The sequence below is a fragment of the Vibrio sp. 3-2(1) genome, from assembly GCF_963887575.1.
Taxonomy (GTDB): domain Bacteria; phylum Pseudomonadota; class Gammaproteobacteria; order Enterobacterales; family Vibrionaceae; genus Vibrio; species Vibrio anguillarum.
The window spans coordinates 20,765-45,819 of record NZ_CAWPGB010000055.1 but is presented as its reverse complement, the minus strand read 5'-3'; the positions used below and the strand labels follow the sequence as shown (position 1 = coordinate 45,819).

The window sequence follows — 25,055 nt, the reverse complement described above, 5'->3', positions numbered from 1 at the left end:
GAGAGTTATGACAATACAACAGAAAGCCATCACTTTAGCCTTTACTGGCGCTTCAGGTGCTCCTTACGGACTTCGTCTGTTGGAGTGTTTATTGGCTGCAGATTACCGAGTGTATCTGCTGATCTCTTCGGCCGCGCGCGTTGTGCTTGCAACCGAGCAGGGTTTAAAGTTGCCCAGTGGGACTGAGGCAGCCAAAACAGCGTTGGTGGAACATTTACACTGTGATGCCTCACAGCTTGTCGTGTGCGGCAAAGAAGAATGGTTCTCTCCAGTGGCTTCGGGCTCTGCCGCGCCAAAACAGATGGTGGTGTGCCCATGTTCGGCAGGCAGCGTTGCGGCGATTGCCCATGGCATGTCCGATAATTTGATCGAACGTGCTGCCGATGTAGTGATGAAAGAGCGTGGCCAATTGGTGTTAGTGGTGCGCGAAACTCCGTTTTCCACCTTACATTTAGAAAACATGCTCAAGTTGTCGCAAATGGGCGTCACCATTATGCCCGCTGCCCCCGGTTTTTATCATCAGCCGCAGTCAATTGAAGACTTGGTCGATTTTATGGTGGCGCGTATTTTGGACCATTTAGGCGTTGAGCAAGGGCTTGTGCCACGTTGGGGATATGACTCACGCCCAACGGTGTAGCTTATTGCGTTAATTCCAATTACAATCCACCTCACTCAACGGGGAGCAAATCATTCATCTCAATGAATGCTGCTGAGATCAAGCGTGAGCTTGGGACCCGTAAACCTGAACCAGATAATGCTGGCGTAGGAATTGGGTTAGGATATCAGAATAGGAATAATGGAATATTCTCATCCTCCTCAAGCCTGTGCCGCTCAACCAAGGAGAGCGACCAGTTGAACACCACTCTTAATACCATTGCACTTGCCACCATCACCTCTTTTTCAGCGCATGCCGCTGACAATCTCCTTACCGTTTATACCTATGACTCGTTCGCATCAGAATGGGGCCCGGGACCGGCGATTGAAAAAGCATTCGAAGCACAATGCGCTTGCGATCTTCAGTTTGTGGCACTCGATGATGGGGTATCGATCCTAAACCGTTTGCGTCTTGAAGGTAATAACAGTAAAGCAGACATCGTACTCGGTTTAGACAACAACTTAATGGCCGAGGCCAAACAGACTGGCTTATTGGCAAATCATAATGTCGAGACGGGCCAAGTCACGCTACCCGGTGGTTGGAGTGATGAAACATTTGTTCCTTATGATTACGGCTATTTTGCCTTTGTTTACAATAAAGAGAAATTAGCAAACCCACCGAAAAGCTTAAAAGAGTTGGTAGAAAAGCGCGATGATCTTAAAGTGATTTATCAAGATTCGCGAACTTCAACACCCGGTCAAGGCTTACTGCTGTGGATGAAATCTGTCTATGGTGAGAAAGCCAATTTGGCATGGCAACAGCTCGCCAATAAGACGGTGACAGTCACCAAAGGTTGGTCAGAAGCCTATGCGATGTTTCTAAAAGGTGAGTCCGATCTGGTGCTCTCTTACACCACCTCTCCAGCTTATCATTTGATTGCGGAAAATGACGCTAAGTACGCGGCTGCCGATTTTGCCGAAGGACACTACATGCAAGTGGAAGTCGCTGCGAAAGTAAAACACAGTGATAACGGCAAATTGGCCGATGAGTTCATGCACTTTATTTTAAGTGATCAATTTCAGTCGGTGATGCCAACCGGAAACTGGATGTATCCTGTGACGTCTGTCGCGCTACCGAAAGGTTTTGAAACGCTGGTTGTGCCACCAAAGGCGCTTACCTTTAGCGCACAAGAGGTGTCTGAGATGCGTAAAGCGTGGATCCGTGAGTGGCAAACCGCCTTAACGTTTTAAGGTTCGATAAAGTTTGAATGCTATTCCTAAAATAGGCATTGGGGTCGCGATGCTTGTCGCGACCTTTGTCATCAGTGCGTTGGCGGCGTTGCTGTTACAAGCACCCAGCTTAAATGTGATGCACGTATGGCAAGACCCGTATTATCGCCATGTTACTCAATTTAGTTTTTACCAAGCCAGCTTGTCGATGCTGCTCAGTGTTGGTTTCGCGGTTCCTGTCGCTCACGCACTTTACCGTCGTCGATTTTGGGGACGCGCGCTGCTGATCAAATTGTTTGCAACGACCTTAGTGCTTCCAGTGCTGGTGGGCGTATTTGGTTTGTTGGCCATTTATGGTAATAGTGGTCTGCTCGCCTCGCTGCTCGCGTGGTTTGATAGCAAACTGCCGTTTTCCATTTACGGATTAAACGGTATTTTACTGGCGCATCTGTTTTTTAATCTCCCGTATGCCAGCCGTTTATTGCTGCAAGCGTTAGAGTCGATCCCGGCAGAACAACATAAGTTATGCGCGCATCTTGGCATGAGTCATTGGCACAAATTTCGTTGGGTTGAATGGCCGCGTTTGCGTCAGCAGCTTCCTCATGTCTGTGGTTTGGTGTTCATGCTCTGTTTTACCAGTTTTGCCACTGTGATGGCACTTGGCGGCGGGCCTAAATCCACCACAATTGAGCTGGCGATTTATCAAGCGATCAAATTTGATTTTGATTTACAAGCGGGCGCGCTGCTTGCGCTGTGGCAGATGCTGTTATGCGGTCTGCTGTCTCTATCCATTTCACGCTTAGCGAAGCCGTTAGCCATCACCACAGGGCGTCAAGCGAGTGATTATGTGGTTAGTCGAGACAATCGAAAAGCGCAATGTTGGGACGGCGGGTGGATTTTCCTTGCGTTGCTGTTAGTACTTCCGCCGCTGGTGATGGTCATCTTGAGCGGTTTAAATTCGCAGCTTTTTCACGTCTTGAGCGATGAGCAATTCTGGCGTGCGCTTTGGGCTTCACTGCAAGTGGCGTTATTGGCAAGCGTGGTTGCTGTTTCGGCTGGGGTTGCCATACTCATCACGACTCGCGCTTGGCGCCTACAGCAGCACAACCGTAAGGCGGACCAACTAGAGTTGATTGGCGCGATTATTTTGGTCACGCCAGGGCTTGTTATCAGTACAGGGCTTTTTCTGTTACTGCGTATTTGGACCGATGCATTTAGCCTAGCGTATTGGGTGGTTTTTTTCGTCAATGGCTTAATGGCATTGCCATATGTGTTGAAAACATTGGCGCAACCTATGCTGCATATTGCGCAGCAATATCAATGGTTATGTGCCAGCCTTGGCATTAAAGGGTGGCAGCGTTTGCAAGTGATTGAGCTGCGTGCGTTGCGTAAACCCTTAGCGCATGCCTTTGCGATCAGCTTTTTGCTCTCAATGGGGGATTTAAGTGCGATTGCTCTATTTGGTAGCCAAGAGTTTAGAACCTTACCGCTTTACCTGTTCCAACTGCTGGGCAGTTACCAAATGCAAGCGGCGGCGGTGGTTTCCCTTACGCTGTTGCTACTCAGTGTGGGTTGTTTTGCCCTCATTGAGCGGTTATTTCACTCACATTCAAAGGTAAAGCAATGTTAGAACTCAAGGCCGTGCACTATGAGTATCAACAGGAGTGGTTTGAATTTTCGCTCTCTGTACCGCGAGGGGCGATTCTCTCTTTGATGGGGCCAAGTGGCGCGGGCAAGTCGACTTTACTGAGCTTAGTTGCGGGCTTTATTGCACCGAAAAGCGGCGATATCCAAGTGCAAGGGCAATCTTTACTTGGGCAAGAGCCACACTTGCGTCCTTTTTCGATGCTGTTTCAAGAGCACAATCTTTTTGCCCATCTCACTGTGCGTGAAAATATTAGCCTTGGGCTACATCCGGGGCTGAAATTAACCCCTTCACAAAAGGCGTTGGTTGAGTGCGCCGCGCAGCAAGTGGGTTTGGCTGCGCTACTTGATCGCTTGCCTGAGCAGCTCTCAGGGGGGCAGCGTCAACGAGTTGCTCTGGCGCGCTGTTTTGTACAACCACATCCTATCTGGCTGCTGGATGAGCCCTTTTCCGCCTTGGATCCGCTACTCAGAGAAGAGATGCTGCTTTTGGTTAAGCAGTTAGCCGCAGAAAGAGAGATCACTGTTGTGATGGTGACGCACCATATTAGTGATGCCAAAGCGATTGCGAGCCATTTTGCGTTTATGGCTCAAGGACATGTGTTAGTGAGTGATCGCATTGAGGCACTTTCCGCGCAACACGCAGACGCGCAGCTCAGTGATTTTGTGCGTGCAGGGGAATAAAAAAAACCTCACACGTTTAGGTGAGGTTTTTGCGTCTAATCAGCACTATGACAGGTTAAACTGACTTATCGTTATGCTCTCTGAGCACTTGGAAAATCTCTCGTGATGCTCTTGGTGGTTTGCTGTTGGCTTTCTCTTTATTTGCTTGACGCGCTAATTGGCGCAGACGTTGACGATCCATCTCTGGATAGAGTGCCATCGCATCTTCAATCGCGCTGTCACCTTTCTCAACAATACGATCACGCATCTGTTCGAGCTTGTGCAGCATGGCGGTATTTTGTGAGTGCTTGTTACGCAGTTTATCCAATGCCGCTTGAATCGGTTCAGCATCGATGGTACGCATCATTTTACCAATGTATTGCAGTTGGCGGCGTCTGGCTTCCATGCTAAAACGCTGAGCATCTTTGATGGCATCCATCAAATCTTCAGACATCGGAATTTTTGCTAACTGAGATGGCTTCAGAGCAACCAGCTCTTCACCCAGTTTTTGTAGCTCAGTCATGTCGTTTTTCATTTCGGTTTTGCTAACCCAAATGATCTCCTCTTCTTCTTCCCAAGGAGCTTTTTGATTCTTACGCGCCATTTTCTTCATCTATTGAGTTATGTATGTCAGCTATTTTAGCAAGAATCGTGGGGAGAAAGCGAAATTCTTGTTATCCTAATGACATTGTTTGCTAATAATTGATGAGATATGGACGTAAAACAACAAGTTGCTCAGCAGCGCATCGAACTTGAAGCGGCGGTTGCTAAGGCATTAGAGATGGCTGCGCTCAGTTCTGATGCTGCCGAAGTGGCGATCACCAAAAGTACCGGCCTGAGTGTTTCGACGCGAATGTGTGAAGTTGAAAACGTAGAATTTAACAGTGATGGGGCATTAGGCATCACTGTGTATCGTGGGCAACGTAAAGGCAGTGCGTCGACGTCAGATCTCAGTGAAAAAGCAATTGCGCAGACGGTCGCTGCAGCGCTTGATATTGCGCTTTACACTTCTGAGGATCCTTATGCAGGCCCTGCACCTAAAGAGCTAATGGTGCGAAATATTCCTGATTTAGATCTCTTCCATCCGGATGAACCTAACCCGGACATGGCCGCTAAAATTGCCATTGCTGCAGAAGAGAAAGCGTTAGCTTACAGCAACAAGATCAAACAAAGTGATGGCGCAAGTTATGACAGCCATTACGGTGTGAAAGTGTATGGTAATAGCCATGGTTTGCTCGCGAGTTATGCCTCTAGCCGTCATAGCATTAGCTGCTGCGTGATTGGTGAGGGTAAAAATGGTGAGATGGAGCGTGATTATAGCTATACCGTTGCACGTCACCGCGACGATTTATGGTCGCCAGAGCTGGTCGGGCAACAAGCCGCAGAAAAAACCATCAGCCGTTTAGATGCAAAAAAACTGAAGACGGGCAAAGTTTCGGTGATGTTTGCCGCAGATGTAGCGACAGGTTTGATTGGCCATTTGGTGATGGCGATCAGTGGTGGCAGCTTGTATCGTAAATCTTCCTTTTTACTTGATAAGTTAGGCGAGAAAATTTTACCCGATTGGTTCAATATTGCCGAAAAACCCCATGTATTACGTGCGTTGGCATCAAGCCCATTTGATAGTGAAGGGGTATTTACGCAAGACCGCCAAATCATTACCGATGGTGTGCTCTCTACTTATCTTCTGAGCAGCTATGCCGCTCGTAAAATGAAGATGACTCCAACTGGTCACGCGGGTGGCATCCATAACTGGTATGTTCAATCCACAGGACAAAATTTTGAGCAGATGCTTAAAGCGTTAGGCACAGGCTTGTTAGTCACTGAAGTGATGGGCCAAGGTGTTAATGCAGTGACAGGTGATTATTCGCGTGGCGCCGCTGGTTTCTGGGTTGAAAACGGTGTGATTCAATACCCTGTATCTGAGATTACTATCGCGGGTAATTTGAAAGATATGTTCCAGCAAATGGTGGCGGTAGGGAGTGATGTCGAAACACGCTCGCAAATCCAAACTGGGTCTATTTTACTTGAATCGATGAAAATTGCGGGCGAATAATCGCTTAAGCTGAATATGAAAAAGCTTGGTATAACAACCAAGCTTTTTTTATGGGTGGTTTGGGTATGTATCACTATAGGGTTACATCAAAATAGGGCTACATCAAAATGGTCGCCAAGCCGAGAAAGACCGAAAGCCCAACCACATCGGTGACGGTTGTTAACGCCATTCCGCCAGCAAGAGCCGGGTCGATTTTCATTTTTTTCAGTAAAATTGGGATGGTGACGCCGGCGATCCCGGCAATGAGTAGGTTGGCCATCATTGCTGTGGAAATGATGCCGCCAAGCATCCAATTGCCTTTCCATGCCACCACAATGCCGCCAATGATGGTGGCCCACATGATGCCATTTAAAAAACCGATCGCCGCTTCTTTGAATAGCAATTCACGTTGGTTACTGTCACCGATATGTCCCAATGCTAAACCACGAATGACCAAGGCCACGGTTTGGTTACCTGCGACACCACCCATTGAGGGCACTATGGTCATTAGCACGGCAATGGCGGCCATTTGATCCAGTGTTGCTTCAAACATGTTAGAAACAGAGGCTGCGGCGAGGGCGGCCAAAACATTTGCCCCAAGCCAGATGGTCCGTTTACGTGCGGATTTGACTACCGGAGCAAAGGTATCTTCGTCATCGTTCATACCAGCCATACTCATCATTGAGTGTTCGGCATCTTCACGAATGATGTCAACGACGTCATCAATGGTGATCCGACCGACCAAGTGTTGGTTTTCATCCACCACAGGCGCGGACACCCAGTTGCGACGTTCAAACAGGCTGGCAACATCTGAGTCGCTGGTGGTGACCAAAATCGCCTCATCGGCATCATCCATGACTTCACTTACTGGAATATCCGGTTGCGTGGTCAGCAAGGTGGTGAGTGAGAGATGCCCAATCAGCTTACTTTCATCGTCAATCACGTAAAGTGCATCGGTTGCTTCGGGCAGATCGCCGCGCATGCGTAAATAGCGTAAAACCACGTCAATATCAACGTCACCACGAATGGTGATCACGTCGGTATTCATGATCCCGCCGGCTGTTTCCTCTGAATAGGAGAGCGCGGTTTCAACGCGCTGGCGATCAGCGCTGTCCATCTGCGAAAGCACTTCGCGTGACACGTCATCTGGCAAGCTACGCAGTACATAGGCCACGTCATCGGTGTCCATGCCTTCGGTCGCTTCTGCCAGTTTTTCGGGTGCCATTTTGGAAACTAGGGCATCTTTGACGTCTTCGTTGAGTTCATCAAGGATTTCACCGTAGTCTTCTGGGTCGGTGAGTTGCCATAACACCTCCCGGCTTTTACGTGGAGAGGCTTCTAAGAGGTGAGCAATATCTTCTGGCTCCATGTCCTGCAATTGGCGACGGACATGGACAAAACGACCATTTTCTAAAGCTTCGCTGACTTCTTGGAGGGTTAGGTGAGCTTGATCAAATTCAATTTGCTCGGCCATGGTTTCCCCCTACTTAGGATTCTTACAATGTATTGAATAGTAACTTAATTCTAGGCCTTATTTAATAAGTTCTTATTAAGCACTGAATTTATTTTGACTATCAGGGGCGCGCATGCGCTGTCTGTGGGAGAGTGGAGTGTAAGCCTTGTGCTTACTCGTCTTCATCAAATTTATGTTCAATCAGCGAACTAACCGCTTGCAAAGCAGGCTCTGCTTGTGAGCCTTCAGCATTGATGGTGATGTATTGACCTTGTGCGGATTCGAGCATCAATAAACCCATCACACTGTCTGCAGTGGCTTCTTTTCCTTCTTCACTTTGAATGGTGACCACCGCATCAAAAGATTGCGACAGTTCAACCAGCTTAACGGCTGCACGAGCATGAAGGCCCAAGCGATTTTGGATTAAAACCGTTTTACTTAATAGTGGCATACCATCGCTCCTATTGCTGTTTTTCTAATGATGTATGGCGTATCTGTACTTGGTGACCCAATTGAGCAAAGTACTCGCCAAGCTGTTGAGTCAGGTAAACGGAGCGGTGCTTACCACCGGTGCAACCAATCGCAATTGTGAGATAACTGCGGTTGTTTTTTTCGAGCATCGGCAGCCAGTATTCAACAAACTTTTGAATTTGTTGTTTAAGTTCAATTACTTCACTATGGCGTTCAAGAAACGACTTAATTGGTGCATCCAGGCCAGTTAATGGGCGAAGATCGGGTTCCCAGTGTGGGTTGGGTAAAAAACGCACATCAAACACGTAGTCTGCATCGCTGGGTAGTCCATATTTGAAGCCAAAAGACTGAAAGACCATCACCAGATCTTTGCGCTCACGTCCTTCAATTCGCATGCGTACGGTTTCGCTCAACTCATGCAACGATTGATTACTGCTATCGAGCACTAAATCGGCTTGCTCTTTGAGCGGCGCAAGCAGCGACTTTTCCAATTCAATCGCTTGCGCAAGTGAAGGTTTATCGGCGTTTAATGAGAGAGGATGGATACGACGCGTTTCGCTGTAGCGCTTGAGTAGTGTCTCTTTACTGGCATCGAGAAACAGCACACTAACGTCGTTATTCTGTTTTAGCTGCTCTAAAACATCCGCAACCAAACTAGGCTCCTGGGGCAAGTTACGGATATCAATACTCACCGCGACATTTTGTTTGCTGCCTTGGACTGATTGAATAAACGCATCCAACAAGTTGACGGGAAGGTTATCGACACAATAGTAGCCGAGATCCTCCAGTACTCGTAAAGCAACGCTTTTCCCTGCGCCTGATTGACCACTCACAACGATTAAACGCATAGTTTCGGCTCGGTGGTTATTGGTTAGTCATGATGTCGTACAGCTCTTGATCGCTTTGTGCACTTCGAAGCTGTTTTAAAACTTGTTTGTCATTGAGGCGCTCGGCCATACAAGCGAGCGTTTTTAAATGCTCTTTGCACTGCTCTTCAGGAACGAGCAACGCAAACAGTAGATCGACAGGTCGATTATCAATAGCATCAAACTCAATCGGTTCTTCACACTGCAGCAAAACGGCAATGGCACGATCACTGTTGGTCATTCTTGCATGAGGAATGGCGATGCCATTACCAATACCAGTACTGCCCATTTTTTCTCGGCTGAGCATGCATTCAAACAGCTCGGTGGAATTTTGACCTGAATACTCAGCAGCGATTTCGCTAATGATTTCTAGGGCTCTTTTTTTACTGGTGCATTGGACCGCACTTTTCGTGCAGTCCAATGAGAGTACTTCGCTTAATTGCATGATTAATGACTACTTAGCTTTTCTTTATGCTTGTTGAGTTGTCTTACGAGTTTATCCACTAAACTATCAATGGCAGCATACATATTTTCATTGTCGGCTACGGCGTGGATATCACCTTGATTTATGTGGAGCGTAGCTTCAGCGATCTGTTGTACTTTTTCAACACGTAAAACAACCTGTACGTTATTGATATGGTCAAAAAATCGCTCAAGTTTTTGAAACTTCGAGTTTACATAGTCTTGCATTGAATCGGTCAGATCAATGTGATGGGCATTAATGTTGATTTGCATAGACTTTCCTTCTCTATTTTGTGCCTTACAGTAGGCGTTTGCGCTGACTCGATGGAGCAATGCCCAACGATTCACGGTATTTAGCTATCGTCCGTCTAGCTACCTGAATCCCTTGGTCAGCCAGTAGATCTGCAATTTTACTGTCACTTAATGGTTTGGCTGTATTTTCAGCGGCCACCAGTTTTTTAATCAGTGCTCGTATTGCAGTCGATGAACACTCTCCCCCGCTGTCGGTACTGACATGGCTGGAGAAGAAGTATTTCAATTCGAAAATACCACGCGGAGTATGCATGTACTTCTGCGTTGTCACCCTTGATATGGTGGATTCATGCATTTCTACCGCTAAAGCAACGTCATTGAGTACCATTGGCTTCATCGCCTCTTCACCATACTCAAAGAAATCACGTTGATGTTCAACAATACACTTGGCAACTTTGAGCAGTGTCTCGTTTCTACTTTCTAAACTCTTAATTAGCCATTTTGCTTCTTGCAAATTGCTGCGAATGTAGTTGCTATCGGCACTGTTACCTTTGCCTAATGCTGCATATTGTTGATTTATCTTAAGTTTTGGTACGCTATCTGGGTTTATTGTTACCACCCATTTACCGTGATCTTTGTAAACAGACACGTCAGGCACAACGTATTCGGCGTGCTCGGTTGAAATATTATTTCCCGGTCTTGGGTCAAGTTGTTGAATGAGCTGCAATACCTCTCGCAGATCTTCTTCTTTTAACTTGGTTTCTTTGATGATCAACTTGTAGTCACGATTGCCGAGCAGATCAATGTGTTGGATCAGTAGCTGTTTAGCTTCTTCTAACCAAGGGGTACTGGCAGGGTAGGTCGCTAATTGTAAAAGCAGGCAGTCTTGAAGGTTGACTGAAGCCACACCGAGGGGATCAAACTGCTGAACACGTTTACGAACGGCTTCAATTTCATCAAGCTCGATATTTTCATCGGCAAAGCTTTCTAAAATATCATCCAAAGAAACGGTGAGATAACCGTAGTCATCGATGGCGTCAATCAAGGCAAGAGCAATGCTGCGGTCGGTGTCGCTAAACGGTGTGAGATCTAATTGCCACAGTAGATAATCTTGCAGGGTTTGCGTTGTTTCACCTTGGTACACGGGCATGTCATCATCAAGGGCGATCCCTGTGCTGCCTGTGTTCGCGCTGTAGACATCATCCCATGTGGTGTCGATCTCAAGCTCGCTGCTGATTTCGGATTTTTCAATTAAGTCAGAGCTGTCTTGTGGCTCAATATCTAACACCTCAGCACTGGCTTCTTTTTCCTCATTGATGCTATGAACATCGGCGGTGGCATTCTCTTCATAGGCCTCTTCAACATCCAATAATGGATTAGACTCTAGAGCCTCTTGGATCTCTTGCTGGAGTTCCAATGTGGAGAGTTGCAACAAACGAATGGCTTGTTGTAACTGCGGTGTCATCGCTAATTGTTGGCCGAGCTTCAGTTGTAATGAGGGTTTCATTCAGTGCCAGTTACCTTATTATTTTTAGAATTGATGTCACTCTCTACTTAATCATAGACGGAATTGTTCACCGAGATAAACTTGTTTTACCTCTTCATTATTGAGCACGTCATGTGGTGTACCTTCTGCGATCAAACGACCCTGGCTTACAATATAGGCTTTTTCACAGACGTCCAATGTTTCTCGAACGTTGTGGTCTGTGATTAAAACGCCTAAGCCACGATCTCGCAGGTGTTGGATGATCTTTTTAATGTCGATAACGGAAATGGGGTCGACCCCTGCAAAGGGTTCATCAAGCAAAATAAATTGTGGGTTTGCGGCAAGAGCGCGGGCAATTTCAACTCGGCGACGTTCACCACCCGATAGCGCCATCCCCGCACTATGGCGGATATGTTGAATGTGAAATTCTTCTAGTAGATCTTCGAGTTTATCTTGGCGCTCTTCACGGGTCATCGATTCACGGGTTTCAAGTACCGCCATGATGTTATCTTCGACCGATAATTTTCGAAAAATAGACGCTTCTTGAGGTAAGTAGCCGATCCCTAAGCGTGAGCGACTGTGCATAGGTAAAATGCTGATGTCGTGATCATCAATGCTGATCTTACCTTCATCACGAGCGACAAGGCCGACGATCATGTAAAACGATGTGGTTTTTCCTGCGCCGTTAGGGCCGAGTAAGCCAACAATCTGCCCCGATTCTACTTGCAAGCTGACGTCAGAGACGACTTTGCGTTTTTTATAGCTTTTCGCTAAATGTTCTGCTTTAAGTATGGCCATAATTATTCTTGTGTCGTAGTGGCTTGCGGTTGAAGCACGGTCGATACTCGCTCGTTAGAGTTACCATCAGCCATCAGCTTCTGTGACGAAATTTTGTAGCGAATTTTCGTACCACGGATGATGCTATCATCTTGTGACAACATGGCTTGATCGATCATCGTCAACTGATCATCGGCCAATTTGTAATAGAGCTCTTTCGCCTCACCATACAAGGTTTTGCCATCGTCGGTTAATTGCGAAAAAGTGGCGAGGTTGCCATATCCTTCAATTTCTTGAATGGAGCCATCTTTCGCATCACGGGTTACAATCACTTTGTCGGCGTTGATATTGATACTGCCTTGTTTGAGATTGACATTACCAAGGAGTGTCATTTGGTTGCTTTTCATGTCAAGCAGTTGGCTGTCTGCATTCAGATAAATCTGCTGAGCACTGTCGGTAGACAACGCGGATACGTGACCAGAAATCGCTAAACAAGCAATAAGACTAAGGTGTGAGAGTTTCATATCTACCTTGTACATGGTTATAAAGAATAGCGGTATTGTCGGCAAAGTTGCCTTTCATCGCTTGTCCTTGTGTTTCGAATTGTGGCCCAACCAAATCGACCTGATTATCGGCCCAAAAATCGCGATTATTGAGTTGAATGCTCATCTTAATGGTTGAAAGCGTATCAAAACTAGAATCTGCTAATAGGTTTTTTGCCAGTACGTCGTCATACAGTGTCAGAACTTGCTCTTCATCGAGTACGCCGCGTTTAGCGGTAATCTCCCACTCTTGCAAAATACCATCACGGAAGACTTTGAGTATCGGGTACTCGAAAATGGTGTCGCCACTTTTTGCGTAATGATCCAGATGCGTCGATTGAATGATGTAGCTGCGGATACCTTGCTCGTTATAGGTGGTGTTGTCGAGATTTTTTCCACTAAACGACGGTAACTCCAAGTTCGGAGCAACTTGTATATCGGTATTTTGTTCTTTATCGAACAAGTAATAGGCTGACCACGATGCGATAAAAATCAGTATCACATAGAGGACACGAGATAAACTCATACACTTAAGCCTTTGTGCACATCTAACTCACCGCGAGCTTGCAAAATCAAATCACACACTTCGCGTACAGCGCCATGCCCACCTTTTATATGGGTCACGTAGTTTGCGCGTTTAACTAATAGCGGGTGACCATCCGTGACACAGACTTTCAGCGCGACTTTTTCCATTACCGGCCAATCAATCAAGTCATCACCGATATACCCTGTGTGCTCTGGGGCAATATTGAGCTGGCGACAAATGTCGTTATAGGCTTTGACCTTGTCATCCTGACCTTGATAAACCAGTGTAATGCCTAATACGGCCATACGGTTTTCGACAATTTTTGACTGCCTACCTGTGATGATCGCCACTTCAATGCCAGCATTCATCAATGATTTTATGCCGTAGCCATCTCGAGTGTGGAAGGTTTTTAGCTCTTCGCCTTGATTGCCCATATAAACTAAGCCATCAGAGAAGACGCCATCCACATCGCAGATCAGCAGTTTTATCTGCTTAGCTATGTCGAGAATAGGCAGTGAGACCGGGCCGTAGAGTGTATCAATCATGGTCATCACATCACTCCTGCTTTGAGCAAATCGTGCATGTTTAATGCACCGACCAATGTGCCACTTTCGCACAGCATCAAGCCATTGATTCGTTTATCTTGCATTAGGTTTAACCCTTCGACCGCGAGCATGTTAGGGGTTGCTACCGTTGGGTTTTGCGTCATCACCTCGCTGATTGCTGCGCTGTGAATATCGATTCGTTTGTCTAAGATGCGGCGTAAATCGCCATCAGTAAAGATGCCAATAAGCTGCATGTTGCTGTCAACTACCGCGGTCATCCCCAAGCCTTTTTGACTGATCTCAAGTAAGGCATCGCGGATCAATGCATTTGGTTGCACTGTTGGTAATGCATCGCCAATGTGCATGATATCAGAGAGCTTGAGCAACAATTTTCGCCCTAAAGCCCCACCGGGATGAGACAGCGCAAAATCTTCAGCGGTAAAGCCGCGTGCTTGCAAGAGTGCGACGGCTAACGCATCGCCCATCACTAGCGTTGCGGTGGTGCTGGAGGTTGGCGCAAGGCCAAGCGGGCATGCCTCTTGTGGGACAGTGATTTGCAAATGAAGATCGGCCAACTTTGCCATATTCGATGACGGGTTGCCTGTCATGCTGATGATGCGAATATTGAGCCGTTTTAGCACAGTAAACAGTGATAAAATTTCCGAGGATTCGCCAGAGTTTGAAATAGCAATTACGATGTCGCCACGCTCGATCATACCAAGATCACCGTGCGCTGCTTCTCCTGGATGTACGAAAAATGCCGAAGTGCCAGTACTGGCTAAGGTCGCGGCAATTTTTTTACCGATATGGCCTGATTTACCCATACCCATCACCACCACTTTGCCGTGATCATTGGCAATGATCATTTCACACGCTTGGCAAAATGAGTCGTCAAAGTATTGCTCTAGCTGCTGTAAAGCCGCCATTTCGGTGGCGAGAACTTGCTGTGCAACACTGCGATAATCAAACTGATTCGACATTCGATACTCCGAATTTGGGTTAAGCGGTCATATTCATAAGTAGATAAGCTTGGTATCCGATAAAAGTGAGGAAGAGCACGCCTCCCTCAATACGGTTAATACTACGCGATTTCCCTAAAGCCATGGCAACGAGTAGCAGAGATACGCCAAGCATCACCCAAAAATCGCGTCCCATCGCATGCTCACTGAGTATCGATGGATTAAGAATGCCGGGTAAGCCCATCACGGCAAGAATATTGAATACGTTCGAGCCAATAATGTTGCCCACAGCCATATCATCTTCGCCTTTCAACACACTTGTGAGTGAGGCGGCCAATTCTGGCAAGCTGGTTCCAACAGCGATGATCGTCAGGCCAATGACCAAGTCGCTCATGCCAAAAAACTTAGCGATTATGACGGCGTTATCGACTAACACGCTGGCAGCAATCGGCAGAATGATAAGCCCAATTACTACCCAAATAGCCGCTTTTGCGTTGCTCACGCCTTGCGGTATTTCAGATTCCTGCTCGGCAAGTAGCGCGTCACCATTTTTTTGTTCGTTACGGCTAATGCGTAGCATCGCGATGATAAACACGGCGAAAAGTGCAAACAGCAACACACCTTCATAGAATCCTAAGTGGTTATCCCACAATAACGCACCCGCAAGTAATGTGACCGCAATCATCAGCGGCAGTTCACGGCGGAGCACCGCAGAACTAACTGACAGCGGTTTGATTAGAGCCGTAATACCCAAGATCAAAGCAATATTAGCGATGTTAGAACCGAGTACGTTACCGACGGCAGTATCGGTTTTTCCATCCAAAGCGGCCGTTGCCGATACCATCATCTCTGGTGCTGACGATCCCATTGCTAAAATAGTCATGCCGATCACTAATGGCGAGATGCCGAAGTTGCGAGCAAGCGCGGCAGAACCAAAGACTAACTTGTCAGCGCTCCAGACTAAAAACACCAAACCTACAATGAGAAACGCTACCGCTTCGATCATGATGATACCTAATTAATGAAATGAGTGAAAAAATGATGCAATTAACCGCTAATTTTGACGTGTTGGTTGCGAAAAGGGAAGCTGAAGATCCAATTAATTACGTTCAATTCATGGTTTAGTTAGCTATCCATCAATAAATGACCGGAAGATTGTTTTGGCGAAAGATGATGCTTTACTTTAGGATGTAATTGAACAGTGCTTTTAATTTTAGAACGTTATGCTTATGATTGCCCATCATTTTGGGGCGGACAACAATAGTGAAACACTCATGATGCCAATCAACGATCTTGTCACAATCAAGAATTTAACCTTCTCCCGTTCAGGACGGAAGATTTTCGATGACGTGAGTCTCAGCGTTCCGCAAGGAAAAATTACCGCCATTATGGGGCCATCGGGTATTGGTAAAACCACTTTGCTACGTCTTATTGGCGGACAACTGTTTCCTGAACAAGGTGAGATTTGGTTCGACAAACAAAACATCCCGATGCTCAGTCGCAAAAAGCTGTATCAAGCTCGTAAAAAAATGAGCATGTTGTTTCAGTCGGGCGCGTTATTCACCGATTTAAATGTGTTCGATAATGTGGCTTTCCCTTTACGTGAACACACTCAATTAGATGAATCGCTGATTAAGACATTAGTTTTATTAAAATTAGAAGCGGTTGGTCTGCGCGGTGCCGCTTTGCTCATGCCGAGCGAATTATCCGGTGGTATGGCAAGAAGGGCTGCATTAGCGCGCGCGATTGCGCTGGATCCGGAACTGATCATGTATGATGAGCCGTTTGTGGGGCAAGACCCGATCACCATGGGCGTGCTGGTGGAATTGATCCGCAATTTGAATCAAGCTTTGGGGGTGACCTCGATAGTGGTCTCTCATGATGTTCCTGAAGTGATGAGCATTGCCGATTGGGTTTATTTGCTGGCTGACGGCAAAGTGATTGCCAAAGGAACGCCAAACGATCTTTATCAAAATAGCGATCCTCGCGTACAACAATTTTTACAAGGCGAGGCTGATGGCCCAGTACCATTTCGCTTTCCAGCGCAAAGCCTAGAAAAGGATTTATTCTCATGATGTCTACATTGACTGACTGGATTGAAGGGCTCGGTCGCCGTACGCTCGAATTTTGCCAAGCCTTTGGCAAAGCTAGCTTGATGCTGTTTGGCGCATTAGTGAGCCGCCCACGGCCTATTCAGAATTTTCCATTGTTAGTGAAGCAGCTCTACAGTGTTGGTGTTCAGTCGCTGGCGATTATTGTCGTTTCTGGCTTGTTCATTGGCATGGTGTTGAGCCTGCAAGGCTATGTGATTTTGGTCGATTACGGCGCGGAAGGTAGCCTTGGGCAGATGGTTGCGCTCTCTTTATTGCGTGAACTTGGGCCCGTGGTGACTGCGCTGCTGTTTGCTGGGCGTGCTGGTTCTGCACTTACCGCTGAGATCGGCCTGATGAAAGCCACCGAGCAGCTTTCCAGTTTAGAGATGATGGCGGTTGATCCGCTCAAACGTATTATCGCTCCTCGCTTTTGGGCTGGGCTAATATCAATGCCGTTGCTAGCGATGATTTTTATGGCGGTCGGAATTTGGGGAGGCCAGCTTGTTGGCGTGGATTGGAAAGGGATTGATCACGGCAGTTTTTGGTCTGCGATGCAGTCATCGGTAGAGCTAGGGCAAGATATTGGCAACAGTATGATCAAGTGCGTGATGTTTGCCATCACAGTGACTTGGATTGCACTGTTTAACGGTTACGATGCTATTCCAACCTCGGAAGGTATTAGCCGTGCCACCACAAGAACCGTAGTGCATTCGTCTTTAGCTGTATTAGGGCTAGACTTTGTACTCACCGCATTGATGTTTGGGAATTAATCATGCAGCAAACACGAAAAATAGAACTTTGGGTCGGTAGCTTTGTCCTTGCTGGAATTTGCGCAATTCTGGTGATGATTTTTCAGGTCGCTGACGTAAAAGGGTTGGGTTCCAACCATACTTACCAATTGAAAGCAGAATTTGACAATATCGGTAGTTTAAAAGTGCGCTCGCCAGTCAAAGTGGGCGGTGTAGTCGTTGGGCGAGTGGCCGAGATTAAACTCGATAGAGAGAGCTTGCTGCCTGTGGTTACTATGGCTATTAACAGTCAATATGATCAATTTCCAGAAACGTCGAGTGTGCAAATTCTAACTTCTGGATTGATTGGTGAGCAGTACATTGGGCTTGTGCCCGGGTTTGTCTTTGAAGATGAACAGATGTTAAAAGAGGGCGACTTAATTGAAGACACAAAATCCGCCCTCGTATTAGAAGATTTGATTGGCCAAGTGCTGTATAGCGTCGGTGGTGGCTCACAAGAAAAAGGTAAGGAGTGACAACAGTGTTTATAAAAACAGTGTTTAAACGGATGTTGATTTTTGTATTTACCCTCTTTGCCGCTATGTCTGTGCAAGCGGCCAATGTGGATAAAACCCAGCCCTATACCATGATGAAGCAGGTGTCTGAAACGGCATTTACTCGTTTGAAAGCAGAACAAGAAGCGATTCACCACCATCCTGAATATTTGAAAGAAATCGTGGAACAGGAGCTGATGCCTTACGTCAATGAGCAGTATGCGGCACTGAAGTTATTGGGCCCAAACTTAAAAGGGGCCAAGCGTGAAGATGTCGCCACTTTCATCACCGCATTTCGTGCCTATCTTGTCAGTGCATATGCGCAAGTATTGACTCAGTACAGTAACCAAATTATTGAGTTCGAGCCTGAACAGGCGGTGTCGGATGATAAACGCATTACCAGCGTGAAGGTGGATATTATTGATACGCCACGACCGAACATCAAACTTGAGTTTAAATTGCGCAAAGAGAAGAATGGCGAATGGCAAGTCTTTGATATGATTGCAGAAGGAGTGAGTTTGCTCTCCAGTAAGCAATCTGAATGGAGCGGTAAAATTCGCCAAGATGGCATCTTAGCGGTTGCCAATGAACTGCAACAATTGGCGGATCAGCCGATCCGTTTTGAAGGTAAAGCGCAATGATTCATCCGCAGTGGCATCAAACTGATATGCCGATTGCGGCTTTGTCGGGCGCATTAGACAGAGAGCATGTGCCTGATTTATGGGCGTTTATCCAAAAATGGAACCCGGTGAGTACACAGTTTGAGATTGAACTGAAAAACGTTGAACGCATAGACTCTGCCGGAATGGTGATGTTAATCCACCTAATAGAGCATGCAAAAAAACGAAACTGTCATATAATGCTCAGTTTCGTGCCAGAGCAACTGCGCACACTATTCCAATTGAGCAACATTGATCGTTTAATGGCTCAACATATAAAGAATTAAGCAGGGGAACATTGTGGATAGCGCAAAAGTACAACAGTTATTAGAACAAGCACTAAACCTTGAAGAGATCCACGTCAAAGGTGAAGGTAGCCACTATGAAGTTATCGCTGTTGATGCTTGTTTTGCAGGGATGAGTCGCGTTAAAAAACAACAACTTATTTATGCTCCACTGATGGAGTACATTCAAAGAAACGACATTCATGCCCTTTCTATTAAAGCGTTCACACCAACAGAGTGGGCTCGTGATAAAAAGTTGATGTCGCTGTAAGGTTTATTGATGGAAAAGTTTCGAGTTATTGGGTCAACACAACCTCTTCAAGGTGAAGTGACCATTTCAGGTGCCAAAAACGCTGCACTGCCTATTTTATTTGCGTCTATTTTGGCCTCTGAGCCAGTAGAAGTGGCCAATGTGCCACACCTTCGTGATATTGATACCACAATGGAACTGCTCAAACGTTTAGGCGCTAAAGTCGAACGTAATGGCTCAGTTCATGTCGACCCTAGTCAAATTGATGAATATTGCGCGCCGTATGATTTAGTCAAAACGATGCGTGCTTCTATTTGGGCTCTCGGTCCATTAGTGGCTCGTTTTGGTTATGGCCAAGTTTCGCTACCTGGAGGCTGTGCCATTGGCGCTCGTCCTGTCGATCTGCATATTCACGGTTTAGAGCAGCTTGGTGCCACCATCACCTTAGAAGATGGCTACGTGAAAGCCAGTGTCGAAGGTCGTCTACAAGGTGCACACATCGTCATGGATAAAGTGAGCGTGGGTGCCACCATTACCATTATGTGCGCCGCAACCCTTGCCGAAGGCACAACCGTGCTCGACAACGCTGCGCGTGAGCCTGAAATTGTCGATACCGCACTGTTTTTGAATAAGCTGGGTGCAAAAGTGTCCGGTGCAGGCACCGATACCATTACCATTGAAGGTGTTGAACGTTTAGGTGGTGGTAAACACGCTGTTGTGGCTGATCGCATTGAAACGGGCACGTTTTTAGTCGCGGCGGCTGTTTCTCGCGGGAAAATTGTTTGCCACAACACTCACTCGCATTTGTTAGAGGCCGTGTTAGCAAAACTGGAAGAAGCGGGCGCTGAGATTGAAACAGGCGAGGGCTGGATAAGCCTTGATATGACCGGAAAAGAGCTTAAAGCGGTTTCGATTCGCACTGCGCCTCATCCTGGCTTTCCAACCGATATGCAAGCACAATTTACCCTACTCAATATGATGGCAAAAGGTGGTGGCAAGATCACTGAAACCATCTTTGAAAACCGTTTTATGCACGTTCCTGAACTGATGCGTATGGGAGCAAAAGCGGAGATTGAAGGGAATACCGTGATTTGTGGTGATGTGGAATCGTTGAGTGGCGCGCAGGTGATGGCGACCGATCTACGTGCCTCAGCCAGCCTAGTGATTGCCGGTTGTATCGCAAAAGGTGAAACCATCGTCGATCGCATCTACCATATCGATCGCGGTTACGAAAGAATTGAAGATAAACTGTCGGCTCTTGGCGCTAATATTGAGCGCATTCAAGTCAGCAGTTAAACTCTCGCTCATGCAATGGAGCCGAAATCTCTGGGTTTCGGCTTTTTTATCCTTGCTCGTTTTTTATCTTTGTTCCATGGAGAACTGAAATGATTGCTCTTTTGCGTCTATTGGCAGTCGCACTGTTTGCCATTGTGATGTTTGTTTTTGGATGTGGTTACTGCTTATTTAGCCCACGCAATCCAAAACATGTATTTACGTTTGGGCGTTTATTCGCCCGTATGTCAAAATTGATGGGTATTAAATTAGAACTGCGTATCCCAGAAGATGCTTATCAACGTGGCCAGCACATCTACATTGCGAATCATCAAAATAACTGGGATCTGTGTACTGTTGCTGCGGCGGTAACGCCGAAAGTCGTGACAGTAGGGAAAAAAAGTTTAGTTTGGACACCTGTGTTTGGTCAGTTGTATTGGTTAGCAGGGAATATTTTAATTGATAGATCCAATCGCAACAAAGCCAAAGGCACCATTGATCAAGTTGTCGATAGCATAAAAACCAGTGATGTGTCTGTGTGGATGTTTCCAGAAGGTACTCGCTCGCGTGGCCGTGGCATGCTGCCCTTTAAAATGGGTGCATTTCATGCGGCAATTGGCGCAGGTGTACCGATTATCCCCATCGTTTGCAGCTCAACTAATGATATTAAGCTTAACCGTTGGGACAATGGTCATGTGATTGTTGAGATGCTGCCACCGATCGGTATTGAAGGATATGGAAAAGAAAATTTACGGGAATTAGCGACATTATGCCGTGAGCAGATGATGGCCAAATTAGCGCAGCTGGATGAAGAGGTCGCGATGCTTGATGGTAAGCAGGTCACATCACGCAGTCAGTAACTGCTTTACTAAATGGTGGGAAAAAGAAGTATGAAGGTGGTGCCTTGTCCCACTTCAGATTCGACCTGCATTTTCCCACCATGCTTTTCAACAATACTGTATGAAATCGATAAACCCAACCCCGTCCCTACGCCGACAGGTTTGGTGGTGAAGAAAGGATCAAACACCTTGTTGATGATGTCTTGATTCACGCCATGCCCATTATCTGCCACTGTCACCCTCACCCAGCGTTTCCCTTTTTCGACCACAGAATCTGTGCTAATCGTTAACTTTCCTTGTGCTTCGCAAGCGTGAGAGGCGTTAATAAATAGGTTCATAAACACTTGTTGTAGCTCTGCTGATATCCCATTGATTTTCGGCAAAGCCTCATCCAACCGCTGCTCGACCTCCATCGTATATTTAAATTGGTTCCAGACCATGTGTAGTGTTGATTCAATACACGAATTTAACTCACACTCGACAAATCGGCCATCACTGGAGTGAGAAACGCTTTGTAGGCTAGTGACAATATCTTTTACGCGGAGCAATCCACCCGAAGTCTCTTGAAGCATGTCAGTTAAATCACTTTCGACAAAACCAATATCATGGCGTTGATAATAATCTTGATAATTGCGGTAGAAATCCGTGTTAGCAATTTCGGCTTTGTGCTGTGCTACCAAAGCGACAATTCCTATATAGGCGTGAGAGTAATCACGCAGCGTATTTAAATTACTCAGACAAAAACCGATTGGGTTATTGATCTCGTGAGCAACGCCAGCCGCCAGCAGACCGACGGAGGCCATTTTTTCTGATTGTACAAGCTGTGCTTGCGCGCTATGAAGTTGATCCAGAGTCTCTTGCAGCTCTAAAATTTTATCGTAGAGCTCGCGGCTTTTTTCTTGCAGTAACCGCTCTGCCAGCAAACGAGCCTGACGCTCACGCTCATAAATGCGTTGGTATTGCTCTATTTCACTCATGTTTGCCCTTAAAGGTGACAACAATTTCACAAAATGAAGCACCATGATGCATGCATTGGGGCTGCTCGATTTCGACTTCTTCACCAAATTGTTCTGAAGCGCCGATGATGAGTCCTTCTGCCGCAGCGCACAATTTTCTTTTCGAGGTGTAATACATGGTTAATCGATCGCCCTCGCTTTTACATTGAAATTGCGGCAAATAGGCATCGGGGTAGAGCCGCTTCACTTCTTTATGGATCACTTGGTCGACCGAAATCAAAAACTCTAATAAGTTGTTTTTATTCGGGTAATTTTCAGGAAGGCTGTTGTACAGGCGAGAAAATAGGTATTGCCCATAAAGCCGGACTAAATCATCGGTGGGGATGTTTTTCTGCTCGCTCAAATAAGCCACCATTGCAAGCAGTTCGTCATCGGAGTATTGCTCTCCAGCGGTGTAGATGCCTTGAGAGCTAGGTTTTAAATCCTCGAGCATTTGATCCCAAAACAGTGCGCCAAATTTTTCGATGACTAAATCAGAAAGAACGGTATAGATAATCCCTTGCATCTCACTACCTCGAACGGTTCAAAAGTACGATAAGTGTTGGTGACTAACCCTAAAGTAGCAAGTATGAGGTGTAAAAATTGATTTTTTTTGGATTAAACAAAAACCTCGAACGGGGTTCGAGGTTTGAAAAAGCACATTCACGTCAGAGTGGCATGCTGGTGGTGCTTACACTGTGCTGATTATGAGCAATGCTTACTTACGTACCGCAATCGCTTCAATTTCAATACCCACATCTTTAGGTAAGCGAGCGACTTCTACGCATGAACGCGCAGGGTAGTTTGCCACGTTATGCTCATCAAAAAATTTACCGTAGACTTCATTCACCGTGCCAAAATCATTCAGATCTTTAACAAATACAGTCATTTTTACGATGTCAGAAACCGTTAAGCCAGAAGACTCCACCACGGCTTTTACGTTGTCGAGAGATTGACGAGCCTGCACTGCGATATCTGCTGACACTTCGCCGGTGACTGGGTTGACTGGAATTTGCCCTGAAGTGAGCACCATATTGCCAAGATCGACACCTTGTACATAAGGGCCAATTGCGGCAGGAGCGGATTCGGTATGAAGTACTTTAGTCATGATTGTGTTCCATCTGTTTTTATGGGAAGGGTAGGCGTCAGTTTGCCTTTAAAGAAACGGCAGGTAAAGTGCAAAATGCCCCACTAAAGTGAGGCATCGATAGACTTAAACGGGGTTAATTATGACTCGCGTTCGGTCACAATCTCACGTGAGTAAACTTTCTCACAATACTTACATTTCAAACGAATATCGTTTTTCTTTTCGAAAACCTTAAAGCTGCTTTCGACCGGTTCATTGTGGGAAATACAGTTGCTGTTTGGGCAGGCAAAAACATCATTGATCTGCTCAGGCAGTGTCAACGCTAGCTTTTTCACCACTTGGTAGTTTTCGATTTGGTTGACAGTCGCATGCGGTGCATAAAGTGCTAATTTATTGGCTTGGGCTTCATTAATGAACACATTTTCAATCTTCAGCAGATCTTTTGCGCCCAGCGCGGAAGAGGGTAAATTTAAGCCAATCGTGACACGTTGATGAGAATTGTGCATATCGAATAACTTTAATACTTTAATACCGATTTGCGCAGGAATGTGGTCGATAACCGTGCCGTTTTTAATGGCTTCAACCTGCAATTGAGTCTCTTTAGTCATGGTTGGGGCTCCTTTATTACAGGGTTTCGTTTAACACAAGCGCCAGCAAAGCTTCACGGGCGTAGACCCCGTTTTCTGCTTGTTGGAAAAAGTAAGCGTGCTTCGTTTTGTCCACATCAACGGTGATTTCATCCACGCGCGGAAGCGGATGCAGCACTTTTAAGTTATCGCGCGCACCTTCAAGCATGGCGGCTGTTAAAATATACGCCGATTTTATGTGCGCGTACTCTGATTCATCAAAGCGCTCTTTTTGGACGCGCGTCATATACAGAATATCTAACTGTGGAATAACGCTTTCCATATCGGTGTGCAGGCTGTACTCAATGCCTGCATCATCTAACTCTTCGCAAATATAGTCAGGCATAGCCAGCGCATCCGGCGCAACAAAGAAGAAGCGAATGTGGTTAAATTTAGCCAAAGCTTGAGTTAAAGAATGGACGGTTCGGCCATATTTCAAGTCGCCAACAAAGGCGATATTAATGTTATCTAAACGGCCTTGTGTTTCGGCAATGGTGAATAAATCGAGCAGTGTTTGAGTTGGGTGTTGGTTAGCGCCGTCGCCAGCGTTAATCACAGGAACGCCGTTTGAAAATTCAGAGGCTAAACGTGCTGCGCCTTCTTGGGGATGGCGCATCACAAACGCATCCACATAAGAGGAGATCACTTGTACTGAATCGGCCAGTGTTTCGCCTTTTTTCGCCAGTGACGTATTGCCACCATTATCAAAGCCAATCACGCTGCCGCCGATGCGTTGAATAGCGGTTTCAAAAGACAAACGAGTACGAGTCGACGGCTCAAAAAAGCAGCTTGCCACCACTTTGTGCTTAATCAGCTCTGGTTTTGGTTCCGCTTTGAGTTGGCCAGCGGTTTTCACAATCAATTCCAGCTCGTCACGAGAGAGCTCCGGAATCGAAATAATGTGCTTTTGATAAAGCGAATTCACCATGGTCGTCTTCCCTATAATTTTCTAGTAGCCATAAAAAAGCCCCCCAATAGGGAGGCTTTAAAAATCAAGAGAGGGGAAAAATAACGCGCCCAGTAAGTCAGCACGCTGACCTACATTGAATCGAATTGCGTTGTAGATGTGAATAACAACGTCCGTTTTCATGGCTACCCCTCAGACAAATTGCTGGGAATTATACGCTTTCGTTGTGTGAGCACAAGCGATTACCTCATAATCC

31 protein-coding genes and 1 riboswitch are annotated in these 25,055 nt (G+C 46.3%); of the genes, 13 read left to right on the top strand and 18 right to left on the bottom strand.

Annotation, left to right across the window (positions count from 1 at the left end):
- Positions 1-7 precede the first annotated feature (7 nt).
- From AACQ79_RS14530 to thiQ, 4 genes are all read left to right on the top strand, one after another.
- The gene (locus AACQ79_RS14530) at positions 8-637 is read left to right on the top strand and encodes a flavin prenyltransferase UbiX (protein ID WP_170899295.1); all 630 of its coding nucleotides are present in this window, start codon (positions 8-10) and stop codon (positions 635-637) included.
- A 29-nt stretch (positions 638-666) separates the two neighbouring features.
- Positions 667-786, top strand: a riboswitch (TPP riboswitch).
- Positions 787-852: 66 nt separating this feature from the next.
- A complete protein-coding gene (thiB, locus tag AACQ79_RS14525) occupies positions 853-1,845 on the top strand; it encodes a thiamine ABC transporter substrate binding subunit (RefSeq protein WP_170899294.1) in 993 nt (330 codons plus the stop codon).
- Between the two features lie 13 nt (positions 1,846-1,858).
- Entirely contained in the window at positions 1,859-3,454 is a 1,596-nt protein-coding gene (gene thiP, locus AACQ79_RS14520; protein WP_170899293.1) for a thiamine/thiamine pyrophosphate ABC transporter permease ThiP, read from the top strand.
- Positions 3,448-4,152, top strand: a complete 705-nt coding sequence (thiQ, locus tag AACQ79_RS14515; RefSeq protein ID WP_010318809.1) for a thiamine ABC transporter ATP-binding protein — start codon at positions 3,448-3,450, stop codon at positions 4,150-4,152. The genes thiP and thiQ overlap by 7 nt, the downstream gene beginning before the upstream one ends.
- Before the next feature lie 55 nt (positions 4,153-4,207).
- Here thiQ and yjgA read toward each other — a convergent pair whose 3' ends face one another.
- Positions 4,208-4,735, bottom strand: coding sequence for a ribosome biogenesis factor YjgA (yjgA, locus tag AACQ79_RS14510; protein WP_010318810.1), 528 nt, complete (start codon positions 4,733-4,735; stop codon positions 4,208-4,210).
- Between the two features lie 108 nt (positions 4,736-4,843).
- Between yjgA and pmbA the strand changes: the two genes are divergently transcribed.
- Entirely contained in the window at positions 4,844-6,187 is a 1,344-nt protein-coding gene (pmbA, locus tag AACQ79_RS14505; protein WP_170899292.1) for a metalloprotease PmbA, read from the top strand.
- A gap of 97 nt (positions 6,188-6,284) precedes the next feature.
- Here the strand turns inward: pmbA and mgtE are convergent, their stop codons facing one another.
- The 12 genes from mgtE to AACQ79_RS14445 all read right to left on the bottom strand — a co-directional run bounded on the left by mgtE (position 6,285) and on the right by AACQ79_RS14445 (position 15,511).
- Complete coding sequence (gene mgtE, locus AACQ79_RS14500; RefSeq protein ID WP_170899291.1) at positions 6,285-7,640, bottom strand: magnesium transporter; 1,356 nt, start codon at positions 7,638-7,640, stop codon at positions 6,285-6,287.
- A gap of 151 nt (positions 7,641-7,791) precedes the next feature.
- Entirely contained in the window at positions 7,792-8,070 is a 279-nt protein-coding gene (locus tag AACQ79_RS14495; RefSeq protein ID WP_013855967.1) for an HPr family phosphocarrier protein, read from the bottom strand.
- A gap of 10 nt (positions 8,071-8,080) precedes the next feature.
- On the bottom strand, positions 8,081-8,938 hold the full coding sequence (gene rapZ, locus AACQ79_RS14490) for an RNase adapter RapZ (protein ID WP_010318814.1): 858 nt from the start codon (positions 8,936-8,938) through the stop codon (positions 8,081-8,083).
- 16 nt (positions 8,939-8,954) lie between these two features.
- Entirely contained in the window at positions 8,955-9,401 is a 447-nt protein-coding gene (ptsN, locus tag AACQ79_RS14485; protein ID WP_013855968.1) for a PTS IIA-like nitrogen regulatory protein PtsN, read from the bottom strand.
- A 2-nt stretch (positions 9,402-9,403) separates the two neighbouring features.
- Complete coding sequence (gene hpf, locus AACQ79_RS14480) at positions 9,404-9,691, bottom strand: ribosome hibernation promoting factor (RefSeq protein WP_013855969.1); 288 nt, start codon at positions 9,689-9,691, stop codon at positions 9,404-9,406.
- Positions 9,692-9,716: 25 nt separating this feature from the next.
- Positions 9,717-11,177: an RNA polymerase factor sigma-54 gene (locus AACQ79_RS14475; protein ID WP_013855970.1), complete on the bottom strand. Its 1,461-nt coding sequence runs from the start codon at positions 11,175-11,177 to the stop codon at positions 9,717-9,719.
- 51 nt (positions 11,178-11,228) lie between these two features.
- Positions 11,229-11,954, bottom strand: coding sequence for an LPS export ABC transporter ATP-binding protein (lptB, locus tag AACQ79_RS14470; protein WP_013855971.1), 726 nt, complete (start codon positions 11,952-11,954; stop codon positions 11,229-11,231).
- Between the two features lie 2 nt (positions 11,955-11,956).
- On the bottom strand, positions 11,957-12,457 hold the full coding sequence (lptA, locus tag AACQ79_RS14465; RefSeq protein WP_017046455.1) for a lipopolysaccharide transport periplasmic protein LptA: 501 nt from the start codon (positions 12,455-12,457) through the stop codon (positions 11,957-11,959).
- A complete protein-coding gene (gene lptC, locus AACQ79_RS14460) occupies positions 12,438-13,001 on the bottom strand; it encodes an LPS export ABC transporter periplasmic protein LptC (RefSeq protein ID WP_017046456.1) in 564 nt (187 codons plus the stop codon). Before lptC ends, lptA begins: the two co-directional genes overlap by 20 nt.
- Positions 12,998-13,555 (bottom strand): 3-deoxy-manno-octulosonate-8-phosphatase KdsC, encoded by a 558-nt coding sequence (gene kdsC / locus AACQ79_RS14455; protein WP_170899290.1) that lies wholly within the window; start codon positions 13,553-13,555, stop codon positions 12,998-13,000. Before kdsC ends, lptC begins: the two co-directional genes overlap by 4 nt.
- Positions 13,552-14,526 carry an arabinose-5-phosphate isomerase KdsD gene (gene kdsD / locus AACQ79_RS14450; RefSeq protein ID WP_170899289.1) on the bottom strand — a complete coding sequence of 325 codons (975 nt, stop codon included), beginning with the start codon at positions 14,524-14,526 and terminating at the stop codon, positions 13,552-13,554. Before kdsD ends, kdsC begins: the two co-directional genes overlap by 4 nt.
- A 19-nt stretch (positions 14,527-14,545) precedes the next feature.
- Positions 14,546-15,511 carry a calcium/sodium antiporter gene (locus AACQ79_RS14445; protein ID WP_170899288.1) on the bottom strand — a complete coding sequence of 322 codons (966 nt, stop codon included), beginning with the start codon at positions 15,509-15,511 and terminating at the stop codon, positions 14,546-14,548.
- 271 nt (positions 15,512-15,782) lie between these two features.
- On the opposite strand from AACQ79_RS14445, the gene mlaF reads away from it, so the two are divergent.
- The 8 genes from mlaF to AACQ79_RS14405 all read left to right on the top strand — a co-directional run bounded on the left by mlaF (position 15,783) and on the right by AACQ79_RS14405 (position 21,205).
- On the top strand, positions 15,783-16,580 hold the full coding sequence (gene mlaF / locus AACQ79_RS14440) for a phospholipid ABC transporter ATP-binding protein MlaF (RefSeq protein ID WP_026029128.1): 798 nt from the start codon (positions 15,783-15,785) through the stop codon (positions 16,578-16,580).
- Positions 16,577-17,368 (top strand): lipid asymmetry maintenance ABC transporter permease subunit MlaE, encoded by a 792-nt coding sequence (mlaE, locus tag AACQ79_RS14435; RefSeq protein ID WP_013855979.1) that lies wholly within the window; start codon positions 16,577-16,579, stop codon positions 17,366-17,368. The genes mlaF and mlaE overlap by 4 nt, the downstream gene beginning before the upstream one ends.
- Positions 17,369-17,370: 2 nt before the next feature.
- Positions 17,371-17,862: an outer membrane lipid asymmetry maintenance protein MlaD gene (gene mlaD / locus AACQ79_RS14430; RefSeq protein ID WP_010318826.1), complete on the top strand. Its 492-nt coding sequence runs from the start codon at positions 17,371-17,373 to the stop codon at positions 17,860-17,862.
- 65 nt (positions 17,863-17,927) lie between these two features.
- The gene (locus AACQ79_RS14425; RefSeq protein WP_373433377.1) at positions 17,928-18,521 is read left to right on the top strand and encodes an ABC transporter substrate-binding protein; all 594 of its coding nucleotides are present in this window, start codon (positions 17,928-17,930) and stop codon (positions 18,519-18,521) included.
- A complete protein-coding gene (locus AACQ79_RS14420; RefSeq protein ID WP_010318828.1) occupies positions 18,518-18,826 on the top strand; it encodes an STAS domain-containing protein in 309 nt (102 codons plus the stop codon). Before AACQ79_RS14425 ends, AACQ79_RS14420 begins: the two co-directional genes overlap by 4 nt.
- A gap of 13 nt (positions 18,827-18,839) precedes the next feature.
- Positions 18,840-19,094: a BolA family iron metabolism protein IbaG gene (gene ibaG / locus AACQ79_RS14415; RefSeq protein ID WP_013855981.1), complete on the top strand. Its 255-nt coding sequence runs from the start codon at positions 18,840-18,842 to the stop codon at positions 19,092-19,094.
- 9 nt (positions 19,095-19,103) lie between these two features.
- Positions 19,104-20,369 (top strand): UDP-N-acetylglucosamine 1-carboxyvinyltransferase, encoded by a 1,266-nt coding sequence (gene murA / locus AACQ79_RS14410; protein ID WP_026029130.1) that lies wholly within the window; start codon positions 19,104-19,106, stop codon positions 20,367-20,369.
- Positions 20,370-20,458: 89 nt separating this feature from the next.
- Complete coding sequence (locus AACQ79_RS14405) at positions 20,459-21,205, top strand: 1-acylglycerol-3-phosphate O-acyltransferase (RefSeq protein ID WP_170899287.1); 747 nt, start codon at positions 20,459-20,461, stop codon at positions 21,203-21,205.
- A gap of 8 nt (positions 21,206-21,213) precedes the next feature.
- Here the strand turns inward: AACQ79_RS14405 and AACQ79_RS14400 are convergent, their stop codons facing one another.
- The 5 genes from AACQ79_RS14400 to pyrB all read right to left on the bottom strand — a co-directional run bounded on the left by AACQ79_RS14400 (position 21,214) and on the right by pyrB (position 24,820).
- A complete protein-coding gene (locus tag AACQ79_RS14400) occupies positions 21,214-22,161 on the bottom strand; it encodes a sensor histidine kinase (protein WP_170899286.1) in 948 nt (315 codons plus the stop codon).
- Positions 22,154-22,705, bottom strand: a complete 552-nt coding sequence (locus AACQ79_RS14395; protein ID WP_013855985.1) for a heme NO-binding domain-containing protein — start codon at positions 22,703-22,705, stop codon at positions 22,154-22,156. Before AACQ79_RS14395 ends, AACQ79_RS14400 begins: the two co-directional genes overlap by 8 nt.
- 192 nt (positions 22,706-22,897) lie before the next feature.
- The gene (locus tag AACQ79_RS14390; RefSeq protein WP_013855986.1) at positions 22,898-23,287 is read right to left on the bottom strand and encodes a RidA family protein; all 390 of its coding nucleotides are present in this window, start codon (positions 23,285-23,287) and stop codon (positions 22,898-22,900) included.
- 119 nt (positions 23,288-23,406) lie between these two features.
- Positions 23,407-23,874: an aspartate carbamoyltransferase regulatory subunit gene (gene pyrI, locus AACQ79_RS14385; protein ID WP_010318833.1), complete on the bottom strand. Its 468-nt coding sequence runs from the start codon at positions 23,872-23,874 to the stop codon at positions 23,407-23,409.
- A 16-nt stretch (positions 23,875-23,890) separates the two neighbouring features.
- Entirely contained in the window at positions 23,891-24,820 is a 930-nt protein-coding gene (gene pyrB / locus AACQ79_RS14380) for an aspartate carbamoyltransferase (protein ID WP_013855987.1), read from the bottom strand.
- Positions 24,821-25,055: the final 235 nt, after the last annotated feature.

Excerpts from the sequence above, each read along its gene's own strand:
- AACQ79_RS14530 (WP_170899295.1), top strand. The coding sequence starts at position 8 with ATGACAATACAACAGAAAGCCATCACTTTAGCCTTTACTGGCGCTTCA.
- thiQ (WP_010318809.1), top strand. The coding sequence starts at position 3,448 with ATGTTAGAACTCAAGGCCGTGCACTATGAGTATCAACAGGAGTGGTTT.
- yjgA (WP_010318810.1), bottom strand. The coding sequence starts at position 4,735 with ATGGCGCGTAAGAATCAAAAAGCTCCTTGGGAAGAAGAAGAGGAGATC.
- pmbA (WP_170899292.1), top strand. The coding sequence starts at position 4,844 with ATGGACGTAAAACAACAAGTTGCTCAGCAGCGCATCGAACTTGAAGCG.
- mgtE (WP_170899291.1), bottom strand. The coding sequence starts at position 7,640 with ATGGCCGAGCAAATTGAATTTGATCAAGCTCACCTAACCCTCCAAGAA.
- AACQ79_RS14495 (WP_013855967.1), bottom strand. The coding sequence starts at position 8,070 with ATGCCACTATTAAGTAAAACGGTTTTAATCCAAAATCGCTTGGGCCTT.
- rapZ (WP_010318814.1), bottom strand. The coding sequence starts at position 8,938 with ATGCGTTTAATCGTTGTGAGTGGTCAATCAGGCGCAGGGAAAAGCGTT.
- ptsN (WP_013855968.1), bottom strand. The coding sequence starts at position 9,401 with ATGCAATTAAGCGAAGTACTCTCATTGGACTGCACGAAAAGTGCGGTC.
- hpf (WP_013855969.1), bottom strand. The coding sequence starts at position 9,691 with ATGCAAATCAACATTAATGCCCATCACATTGATCTGACCGATTCAATG.
- AACQ79_RS14475 (WP_013855970.1), bottom strand. The coding sequence starts at position 11,177 with ATGAAACCCTCATTACAACTGAAGCTCGGCCAACAATTAGCGATGACA.
- lptB (WP_013855971.1), bottom strand. The coding sequence starts at position 11,954 with ATGGCCATACTTAAAGCAGAACATTTAGCGAAAAGCTATAAAAAACGC.
- lptA (WP_017046455.1), bottom strand. The coding sequence starts at position 12,457 with ATGAAACTCTCACACCTTAGTCTTATTGCTTGTTTAGCGATTTCTGGT.
- lptC (WP_017046456.1), bottom strand. The coding sequence starts at position 13,001 with ATGAGTTTATCTCGTGTCCTCTATGTGATACTGATTTTTATCGCATCG.
- kdsD (WP_170899289.1), bottom strand. The coding sequence starts at position 14,526 with ATGTCGAATCAGTTTGATTATCGCAGTGTTGCACAGCAAGTTCTCGCC.
- AACQ79_RS14445 (WP_170899288.1), bottom strand. The coding sequence starts at position 15,511 with ATGATCGAAGCGGTAGCGTTTCTCATTGTAGGTTTGGTGTTTTTAGTC.
- mlaF (WP_026029128.1), top strand. The coding sequence starts at position 15,783 with ATGCCAATCAACGATCTTGTCACAATCAAGAATTTAACCTTCTCCCGT.
- mlaE (WP_013855979.1), top strand. The coding sequence starts at position 16,577 with ATGATGTCTACATTGACTGACTGGATTGAAGGGCTCGGTCGCCGTACG.
- mlaD (WP_010318826.1), top strand. The coding sequence starts at position 17,371 with ATGCAGCAAACACGAAAAATAGAACTTTGGGTCGGTAGCTTTGTCCTT.
- AACQ79_RS14425 (WP_373433377.1), top strand. The coding sequence starts at position 17,928 with ATGTCTGTGCAAGCGGCCAATGTGGATAAAACCCAGCCCTATACCATG.
- AACQ79_RS14420 (WP_010318828.1), top strand. The coding sequence starts at position 18,518 with ATGATTCATCCGCAGTGGCATCAAACTGATATGCCGATTGCGGCTTTG.
- murA (WP_026029130.1), top strand. The coding sequence starts at position 19,104 with ATGGAAAAGTTTCGAGTTATTGGGTCAACACAACCTCTTCAAGGTGAA.
- AACQ79_RS14405 (WP_170899287.1), top strand. The coding sequence starts at position 20,459 with ATGATTGCTCTTTTGCGTCTATTGGCAGTCGCACTGTTTGCCATTGTG.
- AACQ79_RS14400 (WP_170899286.1), bottom strand. The coding sequence starts at position 22,161 with ATGAGTGAAATAGAGCAATACCAACGCATTTATGAGCGTGAGCGTCAG.
- AACQ79_RS14395 (WP_013855985.1), bottom strand. The coding sequence starts at position 22,705 with ATGCAAGGGATTATCTATACCGTTCTTTCTGATTTAGTCATCGAAAAA.
- AACQ79_RS14390 (WP_013855986.1), bottom strand. The coding sequence starts at position 23,287 with ATGACTAAAGTACTTCATACCGAATCCGCTCCTGCCGCAATTGGCCCT.
- pyrI (WP_010318833.1), bottom strand. The coding sequence starts at position 23,874 with ATGACTAAAGAGACTCAATTGCAGGTTGAAGCCATTAAAAACGGCACG.
- pyrB (WP_013855987.1), bottom strand. The coding sequence starts at position 24,820 with ATGGTGAATTCGCTTTATCAAAAGCACATTATTTCGATTCCGGAGCTC.